This window comes from Alteromonas sp. AWQ4_252 (assembly GCF_056158205.1).
Window position 1 is genome coordinate 1,663,315 of sequence record NZ_JBSWSV010000001.1, and the last position, 17,299, is coordinate 1,680,613.

The 17,299-nt window shown below is 48.3% G+C and carries 16 protein-coding genes; 10 read left to right on the top strand and 6 right to left on the bottom strand.

Annotation, left to right across the window (positions count from 1 at the left end; genetic code table 11):
- Positions 1 to 241: 241 nt before the first annotated feature.
- Entirely contained in the window at positions 242 to 937 is a 696-nt protein-coding gene (locus ACXACM_RS07475; protein WP_474820815.1) for a PEP-CTERM sorting domain-containing protein, read from the bottom strand.
- 273 nt (positions 938 to 1,210) lie between these two features.
- On the opposite strand from ACXACM_RS07475, the gene ACXACM_RS07480 reads away from it, so the two are divergent.
- A complete protein-coding gene (locus ACXACM_RS07480) occupies positions 1,211 to 1,882 on the top strand; it encodes an HAD family hydrolase (protein ID WP_474820817.1) in 672 nt (223 codons plus the stop codon).
- Positions 1,883 to 2,005: 123 nt separating this feature from the next.
- Positions 2,006 to 3,295: a hypothetical protein gene (locus tag ACXACM_RS07485; RefSeq protein WP_474820818.1), complete on the top strand. Its 1,290-nt coding sequence runs from the start codon at positions 2,006 to 2,008 to the stop codon at positions 3,293 to 3,295.
- Here the strand turns inward: ACXACM_RS07485 and ACXACM_RS07490 are convergent.
- Positions 3,292 to 3,603: a hypothetical protein gene (locus tag ACXACM_RS07490; protein WP_474820819.1), complete on the bottom strand. Its 312-nt coding sequence runs from the start codon at positions 3,601 to 3,603 to the stop codon at positions 3,292 to 3,294. The genes ACXACM_RS07485 and ACXACM_RS07490 overlap by 4 nt on opposite strands.
- A gap of 109 nt (positions 3,604 to 3,712) precedes the next feature.
- Between ACXACM_RS07490 and ACXACM_RS07495 the strand changes: the two genes are divergently transcribed.
- A complete protein-coding gene (locus tag ACXACM_RS07495; RefSeq protein WP_474820821.1) occupies positions 3,713 to 3,904 on the top strand; it encodes a hypothetical protein in 192 nt (63 codons plus the stop codon).
- 1 nt (position 3,905) lies between these two features.
- Here ACXACM_RS07495 and epmB read toward each other — a convergent pair whose 3' ends face one another.
- Positions 3,906 to 4,931 carry an EF-P beta-lysylation protein EpmB gene (gene epmB, locus ACXACM_RS07500; protein WP_474820823.1) on the bottom strand — a complete coding sequence of 342 codons (1,026 nt, stop codon included), beginning with the start codon at positions 4,929 to 4,931 and terminating at the stop codon, positions 3,906 to 3,908.
- Between the two features lie 37 nt (positions 4,932 to 4,968).
- Here epmB and efp point away from each other — a divergent pair, with 37 nt between their 5' ends.
- From efp to ACXACM_RS07520, 4 genes are all read left to right on the top strand, one after another.
- Positions 4,969 to 5,538 carry an elongation factor P gene (gene efp / locus ACXACM_RS07505; RefSeq protein WP_474820824.1) on the top strand — a complete coding sequence of 190 codons (570 nt, stop codon included), beginning with the start codon at positions 4,969 to 4,971 and terminating at the stop codon, positions 5,536 to 5,538.
- Between the two features lie 104 nt (positions 5,539 to 5,642).
- A complete protein-coding gene (gene epmA, locus ACXACM_RS07510; protein WP_474820825.1) occupies positions 5,643 to 6,623 on the top strand; it encodes an elongation factor P--(R)-beta-lysine ligase in 981 nt (326 codons plus the stop codon).
- Between the two features lie 174 nt (positions 6,624 to 6,797).
- Positions 6,798 to 9,311, top strand: coding sequence for a TonB-dependent receptor (locus ACXACM_RS07515; RefSeq protein ID WP_474820827.1), 2,514 nt, complete (start codon positions 6,798 to 6,800; stop codon positions 9,309 to 9,311).
- Positions 9,312 to 9,442: 131 nt separating this feature from the next.
- Positions 9,443 to 9,988: a GNAT family N-acetyltransferase gene (locus ACXACM_RS07520; RefSeq protein ID WP_474820828.1), complete on the top strand. Its 546-nt coding sequence runs from the start codon at positions 9,443 to 9,445 to the stop codon at positions 9,986 to 9,988.
- Here the strand turns inward: ACXACM_RS07520 and ACXACM_RS07525 are convergent.
- Positions 9,957 to 10,553: a peptidylprolyl isomerase gene (locus ACXACM_RS07525; protein WP_474820829.1), complete on the bottom strand. Its 597-nt coding sequence runs from the start codon at positions 10,551 to 10,553 to the stop codon at positions 9,957 to 9,959. The two genes, ACXACM_RS07520 and ACXACM_RS07525, sit on opposite strands and share 32 nt — an antisense overlap.
- Positions 10,554 to 10,810: 257 nt before the next feature.
- Between ACXACM_RS07525 and ACXACM_RS07530 the strand changes: the two genes are divergently transcribed.
- Complete coding sequence (locus ACXACM_RS07530; protein WP_474820831.1) at positions 10,811 to 13,804, top strand: SUMF1/EgtB/PvdO family nonheme iron enzyme; 2,994 nt, start codon at positions 10,811 to 10,813, stop codon at positions 13,802 to 13,804.
- Positions 13,805 to 13,958: 154 nt separating this feature from the next.
- Here ACXACM_RS07530 and ACXACM_RS07535 read toward each other — a convergent pair whose 3' ends face one another.
- Complete coding sequence (locus ACXACM_RS07535) at positions 13,959 to 15,164, bottom strand: methyltransferase (RefSeq protein ID WP_474820832.1); 1,206 nt, start codon at positions 15,162 to 15,164, stop codon at positions 13,959 to 13,961.
- A gap of 21 nt (positions 15,165 to 15,185) precedes the next feature.
- On the opposite strand from ACXACM_RS07535, the gene ACXACM_RS07540 reads away from it, so the two are divergent.
- A complete protein-coding gene (locus ACXACM_RS07540; protein ID WP_474820833.1) occupies positions 15,186 to 15,818 on the top strand; it encodes an alpha-ketoglutarate-dependent dioxygenase AlkB family protein in 633 nt (210 codons plus the stop codon).
- A complete protein-coding gene (locus ACXACM_RS07545; RefSeq protein WP_474820835.1) occupies positions 15,815 to 16,135 on the top strand; it encodes a BolA family protein in 321 nt (106 codons plus the stop codon). Before ACXACM_RS07540 ends, ACXACM_RS07545 begins: the two co-directional genes overlap by 4 nt.
- 13 nt (positions 16,136 to 16,148) lie before the next feature.
- Here the strand turns inward: ACXACM_RS07545 and ACXACM_RS07550 are convergent, their stop codons facing one another.
- On the bottom strand, positions 16,149 to 17,081 hold the full coding sequence (locus ACXACM_RS07550) for an AEC family transporter (RefSeq protein ID WP_474820836.1): 933 nt from the start codon (positions 17,079 to 17,081) through the stop codon (positions 16,149 to 16,151).
- Positions 17,082 to 17,299: the final 218 nt, after the last annotated feature.

Genomic DNA, 17,299 nt, shown 5'->3' on the forward strand with positions numbered 1-17,299 from the left:
TCTTATTGTTGATGCAAGTGTGTTAAACGCAGAGTTCAGGCTTTGGTAGTGTACCTTCGCAAGTTCAGCATGCTCAAGCATTATCGCCATCGTTGTGAATAGGGAGAAGGGAAATGGTAACAGTGAATCTATGGTTACCTAGGCTGCGATAGTTATCCGGGCTGATAGAAACCAATCGCAATATTGAAAGAACAAAACGGAGCGCAATTGCGCTCCGTTTTTGTCGTAAGAAAAGTAAGGCTTAGGCTTTACGGCGTAAGCGTAAACCCAGTAAAGCGGCTGCCAGCAAGCCTAAAGATGCCGGTGCAGGAACGCCAACTTGCGGGCCTGGGCCTGGAGTAACAGAACCGAACGTGATGTCATCAAACACGATTTGGTTTGCTACACCAGCAAAGGCCACTGACTGAGCGATGCCAGTAAAGGCAACACCTATTGCTTCAAATGGACAAAAACCAGCGCCGTAACCCGGGCAGCTGCCAGCATTTGGCGAAAGGCTGATGGTAGCAAGCGTGTTACCTGTACCATCTAAACCGTCAAACACTGAAACCGAACCAGCCTGACTTAAAGAGGAGTAAAAGAATGAAAAGCCGGTGTCAAAACCCGCAGCCACATTCATGATTGAAGCTGAACCACTGAGGAAGAACAGACCGCCCTCTTCAGAACCAGGAGCTAAACCACCGCGTGAAGTGTTGGAACAGCTAACTGTTGTACTGTTAAGGCAAATCAATAGTGAATTGTCAGAAAAGCTGATCCCATAATCAGTTCCACTGGTACCTATGCTTGACGTTCCACCATTGTAAAACTCTTGAATGAGAACATTATTGGCATTTGGGTATGTTGTAATATCTTCAAAATCAAGAGTGATTACGTTAGCTTGAGAGAAAAAGCTGCACAAACTTAACGCGGCTGCTGTTGCAAAGTGTTTTATATTTTTCATGTGTAACTCCTGTTTACTTTATTTCCCGTACTTCACTGCTCGGGGATTAATATTGAGACAGAAGCATTACTCGTGCCAAAGGTTAAATTATTGTAATTTAAGTGTGTTTTTTGAGCAGTCTTTCTTAAGCGTAAATTTTACTGACAGTTTTCTCGGTACTTTGCGCTGAACATCGTCTTTGTGGGATGAAGTGTCGTCGATATATTCTGTGAGCAGGTATGGTAGTGTTAAGCGTCCAAAAATAATGTTACCAGCAGAGCAATGGAGAGAAAAATGTCAACTGCAACAGCGATAAGTGACGCCACTAAAGCCATTTTATTTGATCACGACGGTACACTTATTGACTCTGAGCATGCCCATTTTGAAATTTGGCAAGCCCTCCTGGCGAGATATGGTGCCCATCTCACTGCCGAGTTTTATTCTAACGTCATGGCCGGTATACCCGTGGCGCAAAATGCCATTGATGTGGTCAATACATTCTCTCTTGCTGTATCAGCCCGGAAGCTTGCAGAAGAAAAGCATGTTTTGACCAGAGCTTATCTTAAACAGCAGCCATTTCCGCTGATGCCCTATGCGGTTGAAACGGTGAAAAAATGCTACGACGCAGGGTTTCAGTTGGCTATTGTTACCGGTGGTAGCGGAGTATCAGTCGAGCGCACCCTCACTGCGCGAGGCATTAAGCATATGTTTTCTGCAACTGTTTCTGTGGAGGATGTCATTCACAGTAAGCCCGCGCCGGATTGTTATCAACTCGCCATGAAGAAGCTCAACAGAAGCCCATCTGAGTGTATTGCAATTGAAGATACGGAGCATGGGATGCGCGCGGCTGTCCGAGCTGGTGTGCCCTGCGTTGTTATTCCCACGGTTCATTCAGTTCATCACGATTTTGCCGATGCTACCGCTAAATATGACTCGTTGCAGGCGTGGTACGCGAAGGAGTGTTAGCTAAGCATCTATCAGCTCTGAATTATTTATCGCAAAGTCCTGTAACAGTTTTTACGTGCTGGTAGTTGTATTTGCTCTCCGATTAACAAAAAATAGTAGTACAGAGAAAAAGAGGCAAAAGCGTTGCGGATTGGTCGAAGTTTACTCATTGTGGTGCTCCTGTTAGTGGCGCTAGTCATCGGTACCTTGGTTTTAATGGTGGAAACCACGCCCTCGTTAGAGGCGAGGGGCGCTGAACAATTGGCCGATGCCGATACCGTTCACGCGCTGCTGAGCCAAATCGAATCGAGCATTAACGATCGCCATCAGGCGCACAATATTGTTGTAAATCGCCAGCAATTCGACTCGATTGTCGGCTTTCTTCAACGAGCAAAACCCGATTTTCGCGGCGCGGTAGCCATTCAGCCGGAAGGTACACGGGTACAATTAAGTATCGCTTTGCCGATGGTCTTTTTTGACGGCTATTTGAATATCGACTCAACAGTTCTGCCGGCAAATCGCTTCGCGCTGGATAATGTGAAAATTGGCGACCTGCGCGTACCTGGTGACATGGCCGTTAGTCTGGTTGAATGGTTAGTGAATCGCTGGACCGATAGCAATATTGCAACTCAGGCCCGGCTGCAGGTGGAGCGGGTGAGTATGACTCATCAACAAGTGGCTGTTTCCTTGCAACCACTGGACGGTTTTCTTAAACAACTCAATGAAGTTAAAAACGGCCTGTCGGTAGATCAGGATGATGCCCTGCGCGACTTAACAGCCTACTATCTTCGTTATATTTCCTGGCAGGACATCGCCCTAAAAGACACACCTCAGCCCCTTAGTGATTACATACGCTTATTAATGAAGCGGGTAAAACAGCGAAGTAGCGACAGTGATGCGGTTGAGCACAATCGCGCTGCTATTCTGGCGCTGGCAATTTTTGTTGGCCATCACAGAGTGGCAAATTTCGTTGGCGATGTGCAGCCTAACGCAGATAAAGCGTTAAAGCCCGCGTCTCCACCCACCTTGCGAGGACGCAACGATTTAGCCCGCCACTTTATTATTTCCGCCGCGCTTAAAGTGCTCAGTGAACAGGGGGTGACCCTGGCGATTGGCGAGTTTAAAGAGTTAATGGACCGGGCGATGGGAGGCAGCGGTTACTCTTTTGTCGATCTTACTGCTGATATGGCGGGTGTCGCCTTTGCGGATGCTGCTACCTCACCACAAACTGCTATGGATTTTCAGAATGTATTGTCGGAGTTACAGGGTGAAGACGACATTATGCCGCCTATCGACGGCATCGTAGAGGGGTTGTCAAAAGCGGAATTCGTAAAGCAATTTGAAAAAGTCGATAGTGAAGCGTATTTACAGGAAGTCGAAAAAATTAAAACTCGTTTATCCGCTATTCCCCTGTACCAGAGTACCGGGCTTTAGTTTTTGCCAACTGACTGAAACTGATTTAACGTTTTTAAAGCCAGTTCTATTTTTTTGATCAAAGGTGCCAGGCCCGCTTTGAAAGCCTCCTCGTCGGCATCTTTGATGTCCTGCCAGTCCTGAGCGATTTCTTCCACATAGGGTAAAAAGCGCTTTGCTTTAGTGGTAAACCCGCTATCTTCGGCAAAAACAGATTGAAATTTCCCCTTTTGAGCTTGTTGCAGTGCGTCTAGTGTGGCATCGGCATCTATGGCCTTTCTATGCAATACCTGAAGGGTTTCTCGGAGTTGTTCATTAATCGCCTGCATGACATTCCTATTTTTTTGCTAAAGTTAATCAGAGTAAGGCCGATAACCTTCGAAGGTGGGCAATTCTGCCTACTTTTTCACTTTGCTACAAGTAACAAAGGAAACTGGTATGGATCTACAAGGTACAAGTGCCTCGGGAGCGTCCGGTGCGTCGCTTGAGTTGGCCTCTCTTAAAATGGCAAAAAGCCAGCAACAACAAGAGGGACAGGCGACGCTTCAGCTGCTGGAATCAGCAGCTGACGTACCAAAACCATCATCCGGAAATCCGTCGCTGGGTGCCAACGTTGATACCTTCGCGTGATTTACGGGTGAATGTGTAAGTCGACAGGCGTTTTACCGGGCTGGCCGCCGATCTCCCTGGTGAGTTTTGGTACCAAAAAGCCCGGTAGACGCTTTATAACCTCAGCCATAAGCGTCCGCGCTTGCTCGTCGCTGACCTCAAAATGGCTCGCCCCTTGTACCTTGTCGAGCAAGTACAAATAATAAGGCAATACGCCGGCATCAAATGCGGCCTCTTGCAAATCACAAAGTGCATCGGCACTGTCGTTAACACCTTTTAGCAGCACTGCCTGGTTTAACAGGGTTACTCCTTTATTGCGCAGCGCATGCATTCGCATTTTTAATGGCGCACTAAATTCATTGCTGTGATTGGCGTGCAAAACAAGCACTTTTTGCAGAGGTAAATTTGTAAACCACTGCTCAAAAGCTGTATCTATACGCGCAGGCATAACCACGGGCAAACGGGTGTGAATACGCAGCCGCTTAATATGAGAAATGGCGGCAAGTTGCTCGGCAAGCCAGGCAAGGTGAGTATCTTTTGCCATTAACGGGTCGCCGCCTGAGAAAATGACTTCATTGATGTTCTCGTCGTTTGCAATATAGTCGATGGCAGACTGCCATTCATTCTTACTAACTGCGTGTTCCTGGTAGGGGAAGTGCCTGCGAAAGCAATACCGACAGTTGACGGCACAGCCACCTTTGATGATCAGCAATACCCGGCTTTTGTACTTGTGTAATAACCCTTGCCCTGCGGTGTTGTGTTCTTCTAATGGATCGGTGCTGTAACCCGGGGCGGTTTCAAACTCCTGAAGCATCGGAATAACCTGACGGAGCAATGGGTCGTGCCAATTGCCCTTTTCCATCAAAGATGCAAAATGACGGGGTACCCGCATGGGAAAAAGACGACGAGCTGCACTGTGTGGAGCAAACTTTTCAACGTCTAATTCCAGGAAATTTAGCAAGGCTTCCGGCGTGGTGTACGCCATGGCTAATTCTTTTTGCCAGTTTGTCTCTACAGACAGCGGATTTTTAGGTATTATTTGCGCCACTTCGTATTTACACCTTTTTGTATGGGCAGAGAAAAATATGGCTACTTACAGCACTAACGAATTTAAAGGCGGCCTCAAGATCATGCTTGATGGCGAACCCTGTAACATTCTGGAAAACGAATACGTTAAACCCGGTAAAGGCCAGGCATTTAACCGAGTGAAGATCCGTAAACTGATTTCCGGTAAAGTTTTAGAAAAAACATTCCGTTCCGGTGAATCCGTGGAAGGCGCAGACGTTATGGATACGGAACTGGCTTACCTGTACACCGACGGCGAATTCTATCACTTTATGAATAATGATACATTCGAACAAATTGCTGCGGATGAAAAAGCCGTGGGCGAAAACATAAAGTGGTTAAAAGAGAACGATATCTGCACCATCACATTGTGGAATGGTTCACCAATCACGGTTACTCCTCCTAACTTTGTCGAGCTGGAGATAACGGAAACGGATCCAGGCCTTAAAGGTGATACTGCGGGAACTGGCGGTAAACCTGCGACCCTGTCTACCGGTGCGGTCGTTCGCGTTCCACTATTTGTTCAGACCGGTGAAGTGATTCGCGTTGACACCCGTTCAGGGGAATACGTGTCTCGCGCACAGAAATAAACGGCTTACTGAATAGCTTTTTAGTAATGTACGATTCGAGTGTGGCGATGCGCTAACAACGCGAAGCCACACTCAGCAACACAAACAATCTCACCTTATTTCATATGACTTCTCATCTTCACGACTGGCAACCAACGGCACGCCTTGAAAACCTAAAAGCTCGAGCCACCTTGTTAAAGCAAATTCGTCAGTTTTTTGAAACACGGGATGTGCTGGAAGTGGATACGCCACTGTTGTGTCACGGCACTGTTACTGACGTTCACCTGTCCGCATTCTCCAGCTCGTTTAGTGAAAGTCATACCGGTAAAGTGGAAGATCTCTATCTTCAAACATCACCTGAATATGCCATGAAGCGGCTACTTTGCGCAGGATACGGCGATATTTATCAAATTTGTAAGGCTTTTCGTCACGAAGCTGCTGGTCGTTTCCACAACCCTGAATTTACCATGTTGGAATGGTATCGCCTGGGTTTTACCCATCGCGAATTAATGATGGAAATGGATGCCTTGCTGCAGCTCACACTGAATACCAAACCCGCGCAGCAACTTAGTTATCAGGCGGTATTCCTACAGCAGCTTGGCATCGACCCGCTCACTGCCAGTGTTACTGAGTTGCAAGCTGTAGCCACAGCACACAACATTGATATGCCATCTGGTTTACCCAATGACACCGACACTTTACTGCAATTGTTGTTTAGTTTATTAATTGAGCCGGCTATCGGTGCAGAAGCCCCGTGCTTCGTGTTTGGGTTTCCGGTTAGCCAGGCCGCGCTTGCAAGGGTAAATTCCACAGATAAACGAACTGCCGATCGCTTCGAGGTGTATTTTAAAGGTGTTGAGCTGGCAAACGGCTTCTATGAATTGGCCGACAGTGACGAGCAGCGCCACAGGTTCATTCGTGATAACGATTTACGACGCGAACTAGGCTTACCTGAACTGCCGGTAGACGAGCACTTCCTAAGCGCCCTTGATGCTGGCCTGCCAGACTGTGCCGGTGTCGCCATGGGTATTGACAGGCTGCTGATGTTAAAACTCAATGCCGAACACATAAAAGACGTCATTCCTTTTCCTATTCCCCGGGCATAAATACCAACTACCTATCTTGCCGCTACTAATGTCTTGCATATGGCAAATGTTATAATATATCATCTTGATGAATCACATATTTACACGATGGAAGACTGTTGATCTCATACTCTAATTGTCCGAGAATGTTATAACATCGCACACTCCAAAAAAGAAAAACGGATCTTACATCACATGTACAAACGAACCGCACTCGCACTGGCCCTCGTAGCGGCATATTCTGGCAGCGCAGCTGCTACCACCATTTCTGGTAAAGTTGTCGACGAAGCGGGTAACCCGGTTGTCGGCGCAGAGGTTACGCTAGAAGGCTCTCGCCGCGTTATTACGACTGACGAGCAAGGGCGCTACACGATAAATGATATTGCCAACAACGACGTTCATATTCACGTTTCTTCGCCGAAGTACCTTCATGGTGACGAAGATTTAGGCATCGTTGAAAAAGACAAGGTAGTGAATTTCACTTTAGCGCCAGCGTCTATTGAGAACATTGTGGTTACTGCCACGGCAATGCAAAATTCTGTGCTTGAAAGCGTTACACCTGTTTCTGTGATTAGCGCAGATGAGTTAAGACGTAAACAGCAACCTACCTTAGGTGAAACCCTCAAAAGTACACCAGGCGTACACTCCAGCTATTATGGGCCGGTTTCAAGTAGCCCGGTTATTCGCGGCGCTGGTGGCCCCAGAGTTAAAATTGTACAAAATGGGCTGGATGTGTCAGACGTCTCTCGAATTGGCCCTGATCACAATGTGGCAGCCAGCACTTCCAGCGCAACGCAGGTAGAAGTGTTGCGTGGCCCGGCAACGCTGCAATACGGCTCCGGTGCCATTGGCGGTGTAGTGAATGTAGTGGATAACCGAATCCCACAGGAAATGCCCTATGGCACAGAAGGTGAGGCAGAACTTCGTTATTCCACCGTAGACAATGGCAAATTTGGTAAGGTTGATGTCACAACCGGAGCCGGTGACCTCGCTTTTCACTTTGATGGTTTTAAACGCAAAACTGATGATGTGGAAATCCCTGGTTACGCGTCAGTAGAACCGGATGAAGAGGACAGTCCTGGGGTTCTGGACAGCAGTGACATGGATACCACCAATTTTACTGCAGGCCTGAGTTACATTCAGGATGAAGGCTTTATTGGTTTTTCTGTCGAACAACTCGATAATCTGTATGGCGTACCTGGTCACCATCATCATCATGAAGACGAACATGATGAAGATGATCACGACGAAGACGAGCATGAGGGCGACGAGCACGACGAAGAAGAACATGCAGAAGAAGGCACCATGATAGACGTGGACATGACCCGCTATCAGATGGCTGGTGAATGGCACTCGCCGTCGAAAGGTATCGACAATGTGCGTTTCTCAGCGGCATATACCGATTATTCCCACGTTGAAATTGAAGACGGGGAAGTGGGTACCGAATTTACGAACGAAAGTACCAATATGAAACTCGCAGTTACGCACACCGGTGTGCAGGGCTGGCACGGCGTTGTCGGTTTGCAGTTTGACGACAGCGACTATGAAGCCAACGGTGAAGAGGCGTTTTCCCCTCCCACTAATACCAGTGCATTGGCGCTGTTTTTAATTGAACAGAAAAAAGTGGGCGATGTGACCTTTGAGCTAGGTGGTCGTGTTGAACGCACCACTTACGACGCTGATGATGCAGAAATTGAACTGCACGTTGAGCACCTTGATGAACACGACGACGATCACGACGAAGAGCATGACGAAGAGCATGATGATGATCACGACGATGATCATGAAGATGAAGATCATGAGGATGAAGAGCACGAAGAAGCGCTCGCGTTCGATTTTCCGGAATATGACTTCACCAGTGTTTCATTGTCTGCTGGTGCAAACTGGGAATATCAGCCCGGTCATGCGGTGGCGCTGACACTGTCTCGTAACGAACGGGCACCGAGTCAGCAAGAGTTGTTCTCTGGTGGCCAGCATATCGCTACACAAACCTACGAGATTGGCCTGGTTTATCAGTTAGATGAAGACGGCGAGTTGCTCAATACACTGCGCAGTGTGGACGAGGAAGTCACCACCAACCTCGATCTAACCTTCCGCAAGTTTAGTGGCGACTGGGGTTATACAGTGTCTGTGTTCTATACTCAGGCCGATAACTACATCTATGAAAGTGGTACCGGTCTGATTGCCGTAAGCGAAGAGCACGAGCATGAAGAGGAAGAACACGAAGAGGAAGAAGGCCATGACGAGCACGAGGAAGAAGGAACCCCGGTTTATTACTTCCAGCAGTCTGATGCTGATCTCTACGGTATTGAGGCGGAAACCTTTGTAAATCTGAACGAATCATGGCGCCTTGAAGTGTATGGCGACTACATTCGTGCGAAATTAGATAACGAAGATCTTCCTCGTATTCCACCACTGCGTTTGGGTTCAACCTTGCGTTATCAAAGCCAGTCTTTATCCGGTGAAATTGGTGTTGAATGGTATGACGATCAAGACAAAACAGCGCCTTTTGAAACGACTACTGATGGCTATACATTGCTTAACGCCAGCGTTGAGTACGATATCGCCGCTGGTGGTATAGACTGGGTATTTTTCGCCAGTGCAGATAACATCACTGATGAAGAGGCGCGGGTTCATACTTCGTTCCTGAAAGATTTGGCACCTTTGCCAGGCCGTAACTTCTCTATGGGAGTGCGCGCCGTGTTTTAAGTCCCTGGCCTGCTGTTCTCACTGGTGTGTGTGTAAATCCCGTAAGGGATGAAGCTGAGACAGCAAATCGCTATACTGGCTCCCGTCATGGTTTTCCATAGCGGGAGTTTTTTTTGAATGAAGGAGATCCAGTGAAAATTGAGACACCGCGCTTGAATCTACGTCAGGCGAACAACAATGATTGCAACTGGATTTTCGCCCTTAACCACGATCCACTTTGGCTGCGGTTTATCGGTAACCGGGGCGTGCATAGCATTAAAGACGCCAAGCGTTATATTCAGAGCACACATGAACATATAGAAGAGCATGGTTACGGCTTGTTAGCCGTGGAATGCAGACTAACACAACGCCCGTTTGGTTTATGTGGCTTGATTAACCGGCCACTTTTTTCTGTACCGGATTTGGGGTTTGCATTACTGCCAGAAGCCCGAGGGCGTGGAATTGGTAAAGAAGCAGCCAGCGGCGTCATTGAATTCGCCGCAAATACACTAAACGTGTCGCACCTAACTGCAATGACCCACGTAGATAACGCCGATTCAAAAACACTGCTTACCCGCCTGGGTTTTCAAAAACAGGGAACCATGTACAGTGCCGATGGCTCCCGTCAGATTTTGTTTATCAGGCGTATGGCCTCTGAAATAAACTCTACACCGGCGGCAAAACGGTCACTTTCTTAAGAATTATCTGTTCAGCCGGCGCGTTGGGTAAACCCAGCTCCATGGAATATTCCCGTTCCACTTCCATCATTTTATCTACCACTTCTTCGCCTTCTACAATCATACCAAATACGGCGTAACCCCAATCTTTGCCAGGGTCGAGATTGTCATTGTCGTTTACGTTAAAGAAGAACTGACGGGTAGCTGAATGAGGGTCGTTTTCACGGGCCATGGAAATGGTGTAGCTGCGATTTTTCATGCCACTACCAGACTCGTTGAAAATAGGTGCGTAGCTGGGCTTTTCTTCGTAATCCTGATTGTATCCGCCGCCCTGAACAATGTAACCGGGCACCACACGATGAAAAATCGTGCCGTTAAAACCGTTTTTACTGGCATAACGCAAAAAGTTATTCACGGTGATAGGGGCGCGGCGACGATACAGCTCGACCACAATATCGCCCATGGAAGTTTCCATTTTTACCCGCGGATAAAAGTTGTCAGGTTGGATGTGTGAGCCGTCTTCTTTGGTTTTCGCCACTACAGAGGTGGTAACCAGTGTTAAAACCAGAAACAACGTGCGCAACATAGAATACTCCCTTAGGGTTTAGCTGAATAATTCGTTTAAGCTTTATATGATAATCGAGATGGTAACGTCCCACCACTATCAGTCAATTAATTGCTGGGGTATAACAGAAAATGACGTGAATTAGAGTGCAGTATTGCTTTTGTCTCCGGGCGCAGTGCACGCAGGCCATATCTTTATGATTAACTGTTGAATTTTAATGAATATCAGGTAAGTTTGATTGGTCAAAAATTATCCGTCGGAATGTAAGCAGTATCTTTATGGAACGAATCGGGAAGTATAAAATCATCAGGGAACTTGGGGCAGGCGGCTTTGGCGCGGTGTATTTAGCAGAAGATCCGCGCCTTAGTGAAAAAGTGGCCATCAAGGTGTTTGAAATTCGTGATGATAACGCCGCCCGCATGGCAACCAGTGCCACCAGTGACGCCAGCACCGTACTCAAAGAGCGCTTTTTAAACGAAGCACGTACCCTGCGTAAACTTAATCGCAACGGCCATATTGTTGATGTGTTTGAGTTCGATGAACTCGATAATGGTACGCCGTACTACGTCATGCCTTACCTTCCTCGTTCACTTCGCAATCTGCTGGGCAGCGATGCTACCGATACGTCTGTCATTGCCGAACTCGACCCTGAAGATAAACCACGGCCGTTACCCGTCGCTACGGCCGTAGGGTATCTGGAACAGCTGCTAAAGGGCTTAAGCGATGTGCACAAAGCCGGGCTGGTGCATAGAGATATCAAACCTGCCAACCTGCTGATAAATGAACACGGAGAAGTGCAACTTTGTGATTTCGGCATTGCCAAAGTGCCGGATACAGAACACAGCAACAGCGGTATTGGCATGGGCAGCCGCAATTACATGAGCCCGGAGCAGCGTCAAAGTGCTAAGCACGTTGATGCCAGAAGCGATATTTACAGCGTTGGGGTACTTGCCTATCGCATGATTACCGGTACCTTACCGGAAGGTCGGTTTGCCGAACCCAAAAAATATCAGCCAGCGCTTTCTGATGGCCTGAACGACCTTATCCTCACTGCCCTTGAGCAGAAAAAAGAAGACCGCTTCGCTGATGGTGCCGCCATGGTAAACGCCTTGCGAAGCCTAGATGGGAACACAAGCAGCGGTGTTGATGAAAACACCGGCACCTGGGTAGGCGGCACCGATGAGATAAAGCCTGAACTTAAACCCCTTGAGCAAAAAATTATTCAGTTGTTAGAAAAGCAGGGGGAAGTACGAGAAAGTGATTTACCCGTATTGCAGGCCCTTGCCAACCTGGCGGGATTAAGTGCAGAAGAGCTGAACGCGCTAATTACGCAGGTTTCTGTGCAACAAGCCAGCCAAAGTCCACAACAAAAAGCGTTTCAGCAGTGGGTGGCGAATATAAACAGTGCCCTTTCACGGGGTGAGTCGTTATCACCACAGCAACAAGCAGTATTAATTGAAGCCGGGGAGGCAAGTACGAATAAGCCCGCTGCCACTCTACGCGACATTCTGACAGAAAAAGGCATAACGGCCAGTACTTCCACAGCGCAAACCGAATCAAGATCTCGCGGCGCAAGCAAATGGCTGGGTATGGCCGCCCTGCTTATCATTCTTGGCAGTGGTGGCTACTTTGGTTTTGATTACTACCAGCAAATGCAAGAGCAGGAAAAGCAGGCTGCTGTGGCGAAAAAGAATGAGCAAAGCGCGTGGGAACAGGCGAAAAAATTAAACACGGTACAAGCGTACGACCTTTACCTTAAGAACTGGCCACAGGGTAGCCATCTGAATTTGGCAAAACAGGCGAAAGCCGAGCTGGAAGAGCAGGCCAGGCTTGCACAACTTAGTGCAGAAGAGCGGCGTACAGAACAAGTCAGAAAAGCGCAGGGTTACCTGAAGCAGTTGGGTTATGTGGTGGCCGAAAATGGAAAGCTTGATACTCGCACGCAAAAAGCCATTGAGGCCTTTGAAGCCAGTGAAAAGCTCATGGTCACAGGCACGGTAGATACCATACTGATTACCAAGCTAAAAACGGTAGCAGATGAAAAGCAAAGGGCAGCGGAACTGGCAGCAGCTAAACAACAAGACGACAATGCCTGGCGCACTGCCCAATCAGCCAACACCATTAAGGCTTATAATCAATACCTTTCAGGTCAGCCTCAGGGGCAGTATGTAGCCCAGGCTAATGCAGCTATCAAAAACATTGAAATCGAAAACAGCAAGGTGCCGCTTATCATCACGACTACACCGTCAGATGCAACCATTCAAATTACCAATATCAAAGATAAGTACATCAACGGTATTAAGCTTTTGCCCGGCGAATACACTGTCAAAATTAGCCGAAAAGGGTACGAAACAAAAATGGAAGCGGTGCGACTGACAAACTCCAATAATCGTTTCAACTATACCTTAGAACGAGCCCTACCTGAACCTATCATCGTCTTAATAAATAGCATGAAACCCATTCCTGCAGGCAGCTTTATGATGGGCTGTAGCCCCGGCGATAGCGAATGTGATGATGACGAAAAGCCACGGCATAACGTTAATATCAAAGCGTTTTCAATGATGGCAACAGAAGTGACCCGCGGGCAGTTTACCGCTTTCGTTGATGCCACTGGCTACCGCACCGATGCTGAGAAAAACGCCGGTGGAAATGCGGGTTGCTACGCTTTTTCAGATGACCAATGGCAATGGTCTGCGGGTGTTAACTGGCGTAATGCGGCGTATAAAGGCCTGAAGCAAGCAGATAATCATCCGGTGGTTTGTGTTAGCCATAACGATGCCACAGAATTTATCCGCTGGTTAAGCGCAGAAACGGGCATAGCCTTCCGTTTACCGTCTGAGGCCGAGTGGGAATATGCTGCCCGGGCCGGGAGTGGCAGCAAATATACGTTCGGAAACGACAGTAGCGGGCTTTGTCGTTTCGGGAATGTAGCAGACAGTAAACCCCGTCCTGATGGTCGTGGCTGGAGTCGTAAAGCCGAATGTAACGACGGTCATGTGTTTACAGCACCTGTAGCCCAATATCAACCCAATGCACTCGGATTGTACGACATGCATGGCAATGTGTGGGAATGGACGGCGGATTACTGGAATGACAGCTATAGTGGCGCGCCGGTAAATGGTAGCCCCTGGTTGCGCGGCGACGGCAGTCTTCGCGTGCTTCGCGGTGGTGCGTGGAACGATAGTCCGCAGTTCGTGCGTGCATCAGGCCGGTATAGGTTTGTTGTTGCCGATCGCAAAGTTTCCTACGGTTTTCGTTTGGCCCAGGACTAGCGCCGTCAGGCGCATTCCCTTTAGCGCGAAGCGCATTTTGTGCCGCAGGCACGTTTTTCCCTTAAGCTTTTGCTTTTTTCCGGCGCTTGCGCCGGTGGCCAACCCGAAGTTAAGTGCAGTCACCCGAACAACCCGCGAAATATCATGTATCTTATTACCGCTTCGCCGAATGCAAAATAACAAACTTCTGATGGCTGGCCAGCTGATTTACTCCCCCAAAAATGCGCTTGAGTTTCACGTGATAATCGAGGTGGCGGTTGCCTACCACCACCAGGCTGCCGCCCCTGGCTAAGCATTGCTTGCTGTCGTTAAACATTTGCCAGGCGATATGGTCGGTAATGGCGTTTTGCTGATGAAAAGGCGGGTTGCAAAACACCTTGTTGTACGGCCCGTTTTCCAGCGGCAATAGGGCGTCGAGGCAATTGGAAGGCACAAATTCACATTGGCCGAGTTTATCAGGGAAATTGCGCGCCACATTGTCACGGGCACTGGCCAGCGCCATAAAAGATTCATCCACAAAAGTGACATGAGCTTCCGGGGCAATGGTCAGGGCGTTCAGCCCTAAAACGCCGTTGCCACAGCCAAGGTCGATAATGCGTTCATGGCCGCTCACAGACATATGCTCAAGCATAAAACGGGCGCCGATATCCAGCGATTGTCTTGAAAAAACGTTGGCGTGATTACTGATGTCTACGGTTTTGCCACCGGCTAATTGCACTTGCCAGTCGGTAGGAAAAGGCGAGGGGGTTGGTGATGCAAGCTTATCAGCACTGGCAGTAGCGAAAATTAACCGGGATTTCTTCTTCGCCAGCGACGTAATAGTGGGCCCTATGTATTTTTCAAATAAGTTCAATACGGCCCGGGTAATGGTTTTGACTTTCGCGCCAGCCACAACACGGGTGTTGGGAGCAATCACACCTTGCAGGGCAATAAGTTGGTGTTCAAGCAACGCCAGAGTACGGGGTATCTTTATCAATACCGTGTCTACCGGCGAGGCAAGCGGGGCGAGGGAATCCAACGCCTGAACCGGTGAATATACCTTGCCTTCACTGTCTTGTACCACACCCTGAATATTTCCATGGGTATTGGCAAGCAGGTTATCTGCCAGCGAGCGGTGCGCTATCCACGAATCAGATACCCACGTAGGCTTTTGTTCGGCGTACCAGCACCCCAGTGCACCAAAATCATCATTAAAAATAATGCATCTGCCGACTTGTCCATCGCACTGTTCAGCCACATGATCAATAATAAGTTCGTCGGCGCTGTCCCATGCCTGCAGGCTTACATGCTGATGCTTGGCGGGATGGCGAATAAGGGTTAACTGACGGTCGCGAAAGGAAAAATTCGTATTATCGCTCATAGGTTTCTGGCTCTTAAAACAATGCAACAATCGCTTTTCGACAACAACGACGCGCCTCAATTACTACCGGATTTACCCGGTGCTCACGTGTGCTATTACCCCAATTGGCTGGAAGCCACCGAGGCGAGGGCGCTTTATGCGTCGTTATGTCGTAACGTAAACTGGCGACAGGATACCATTAAACTGTTTGGCAAGCCGGTGAAAATTTCCCGTTTACAAGCGTGGTTCGGTGATAGCACCACCACCTATTCTTATTCTGGCCTCACCATGGTTCCTTCACCCTGGACCGACGAACTGGCTCATATAAAACAGCGATGTGAAGTAACAGCCCAAACCCGTTTCAACAGTGTACTGGTAAACTGGTACAGAGATGGCCAGGATAGTATGGGTATGCATGCCGATGACGAGCCTGAACTTGGGCCACAGCCGATAATTGCCTCTGTCACCTTGGGCCAGGCCCGGCCTTTTTTATTTCGTCATAAGAAAACGAAAGTGACGACCCGGGTGTTACTGGAGCCTGGTTCACTGCTTATTATGAGTAAAGACACCCAACGGTATTATCACCACGGTATTAACAAGACCAGAAAACCATTGGGTGGTAGAATTAACCTCACTTTTCGCTATGTTTATCCCGCCATGCCGGAGTTGCCATGAATGATGTAAAAACCTTTATTGAAGAACAGCTTACGAACGCGCTATCACCCCAGTACCTCAATGTGGTGGATGAGAGTCACGGGCACAATGTGCCAGCAGGCGCTCAAAGTCACTTTAATGTGACAGTAGTGAGTGATGCCTTTGACAATGTGCGCCGCGTACCCCGGCATCAAAAAGTGAACGCGTTGCTTGCCGATGCTTTAGCTGGCCCGGTGCATGCACTGGCACTACACACTTACACGCCCGCTGAGTGGGAAGCACGAGGGGAAAGTGTGGTGGCATCGCCGGATTGTTTAGGTGGTAGCAAGAAAGGCTAAAAGGCTTACCTTTTTACACCAACCCCATTGAAGATAGTGCACCAAATGCGATTGCCGTCACCGGTAACGATACCAGGGTGGTGACGGCAATAATGCTGGCAGCCAATCGATGATCGCCACCTAAATTCCTTACCATCACGTAACTGGCTGCGGCTGTAGGTGCAATGGAAAGTAATAAAACGATACCCAGGTTCATGCCTCTAAAACCCGCCAGGTATGCCATTGAAACTAATAGCGCTGGGTAAAGTAAGCATTTACTTACAGTGCTTAGTGCCAGATTCTTCCAGTCACCTGAAAATGAGCGAAACTGCAAAGACGCGCCGGTACAAATAAGGGCCAGGGGCAGGGTGAGCTGGGCAAAATATTCGCCGGTGGTGGCAATAACCGCAGGCAGAGTCCATTGAAAATATGAAAAAGGCAACGCCGCTGTGATGGCAATTATCAAGGGGTTACGAAGAATACCTTTGAGATGGTTGATGGGCGAGCGGCGATGTCCCTGATAAAAATTCAGGACAAAAACCGACACCACATTAAACAAAATGGTGATGCACCCCATGTAAACCGATGCTGCTGCCAACCCTTCATTGCCATAGGTGTTCGCGCAATAGGCCAAACCGATAATGCCCATGTTCGCCCTGAAACCCCCTTGTACCACTACGCCTTTGGCAGCATCCGCTGTTACCAGATATTTCACCGCCAGCATCAGCAGTAAGCACATCAGCAACGAGCCAGAAACGCCAATTGCAATGAGTGGCGGATTAGCCGTGCTGGCAAAATCTGCCTGGCTTATGGATAAAAACAACAAGGCAGGCAGTGCAACATTGAAAACAAGACGGGAACCAGCTTCGACAAAGCCTTCATTGAGCCATTTGATGCGATAAAACCACCAACCCAGTAACAACAGAATGAGCACTGGTATTAACGTACTGATAACAAATGAAAACATGAATGGCGTCGAATGGAATGAGATGGCGCTAGTATACCAAATCATCCAGGGCATGGGTGTTTTTAATCAAGGGCAGTTGGAGGAATAGTGCGTTGCTATTTAGGCTATACTGCAGCGAATATGGCTGACACATATTGACACGATTAATTACACAATTCCGACCTTTGAAATTGGTTCTGCGGCCATGTTCGGTCATAATGTCATGGTTGTATAGGATG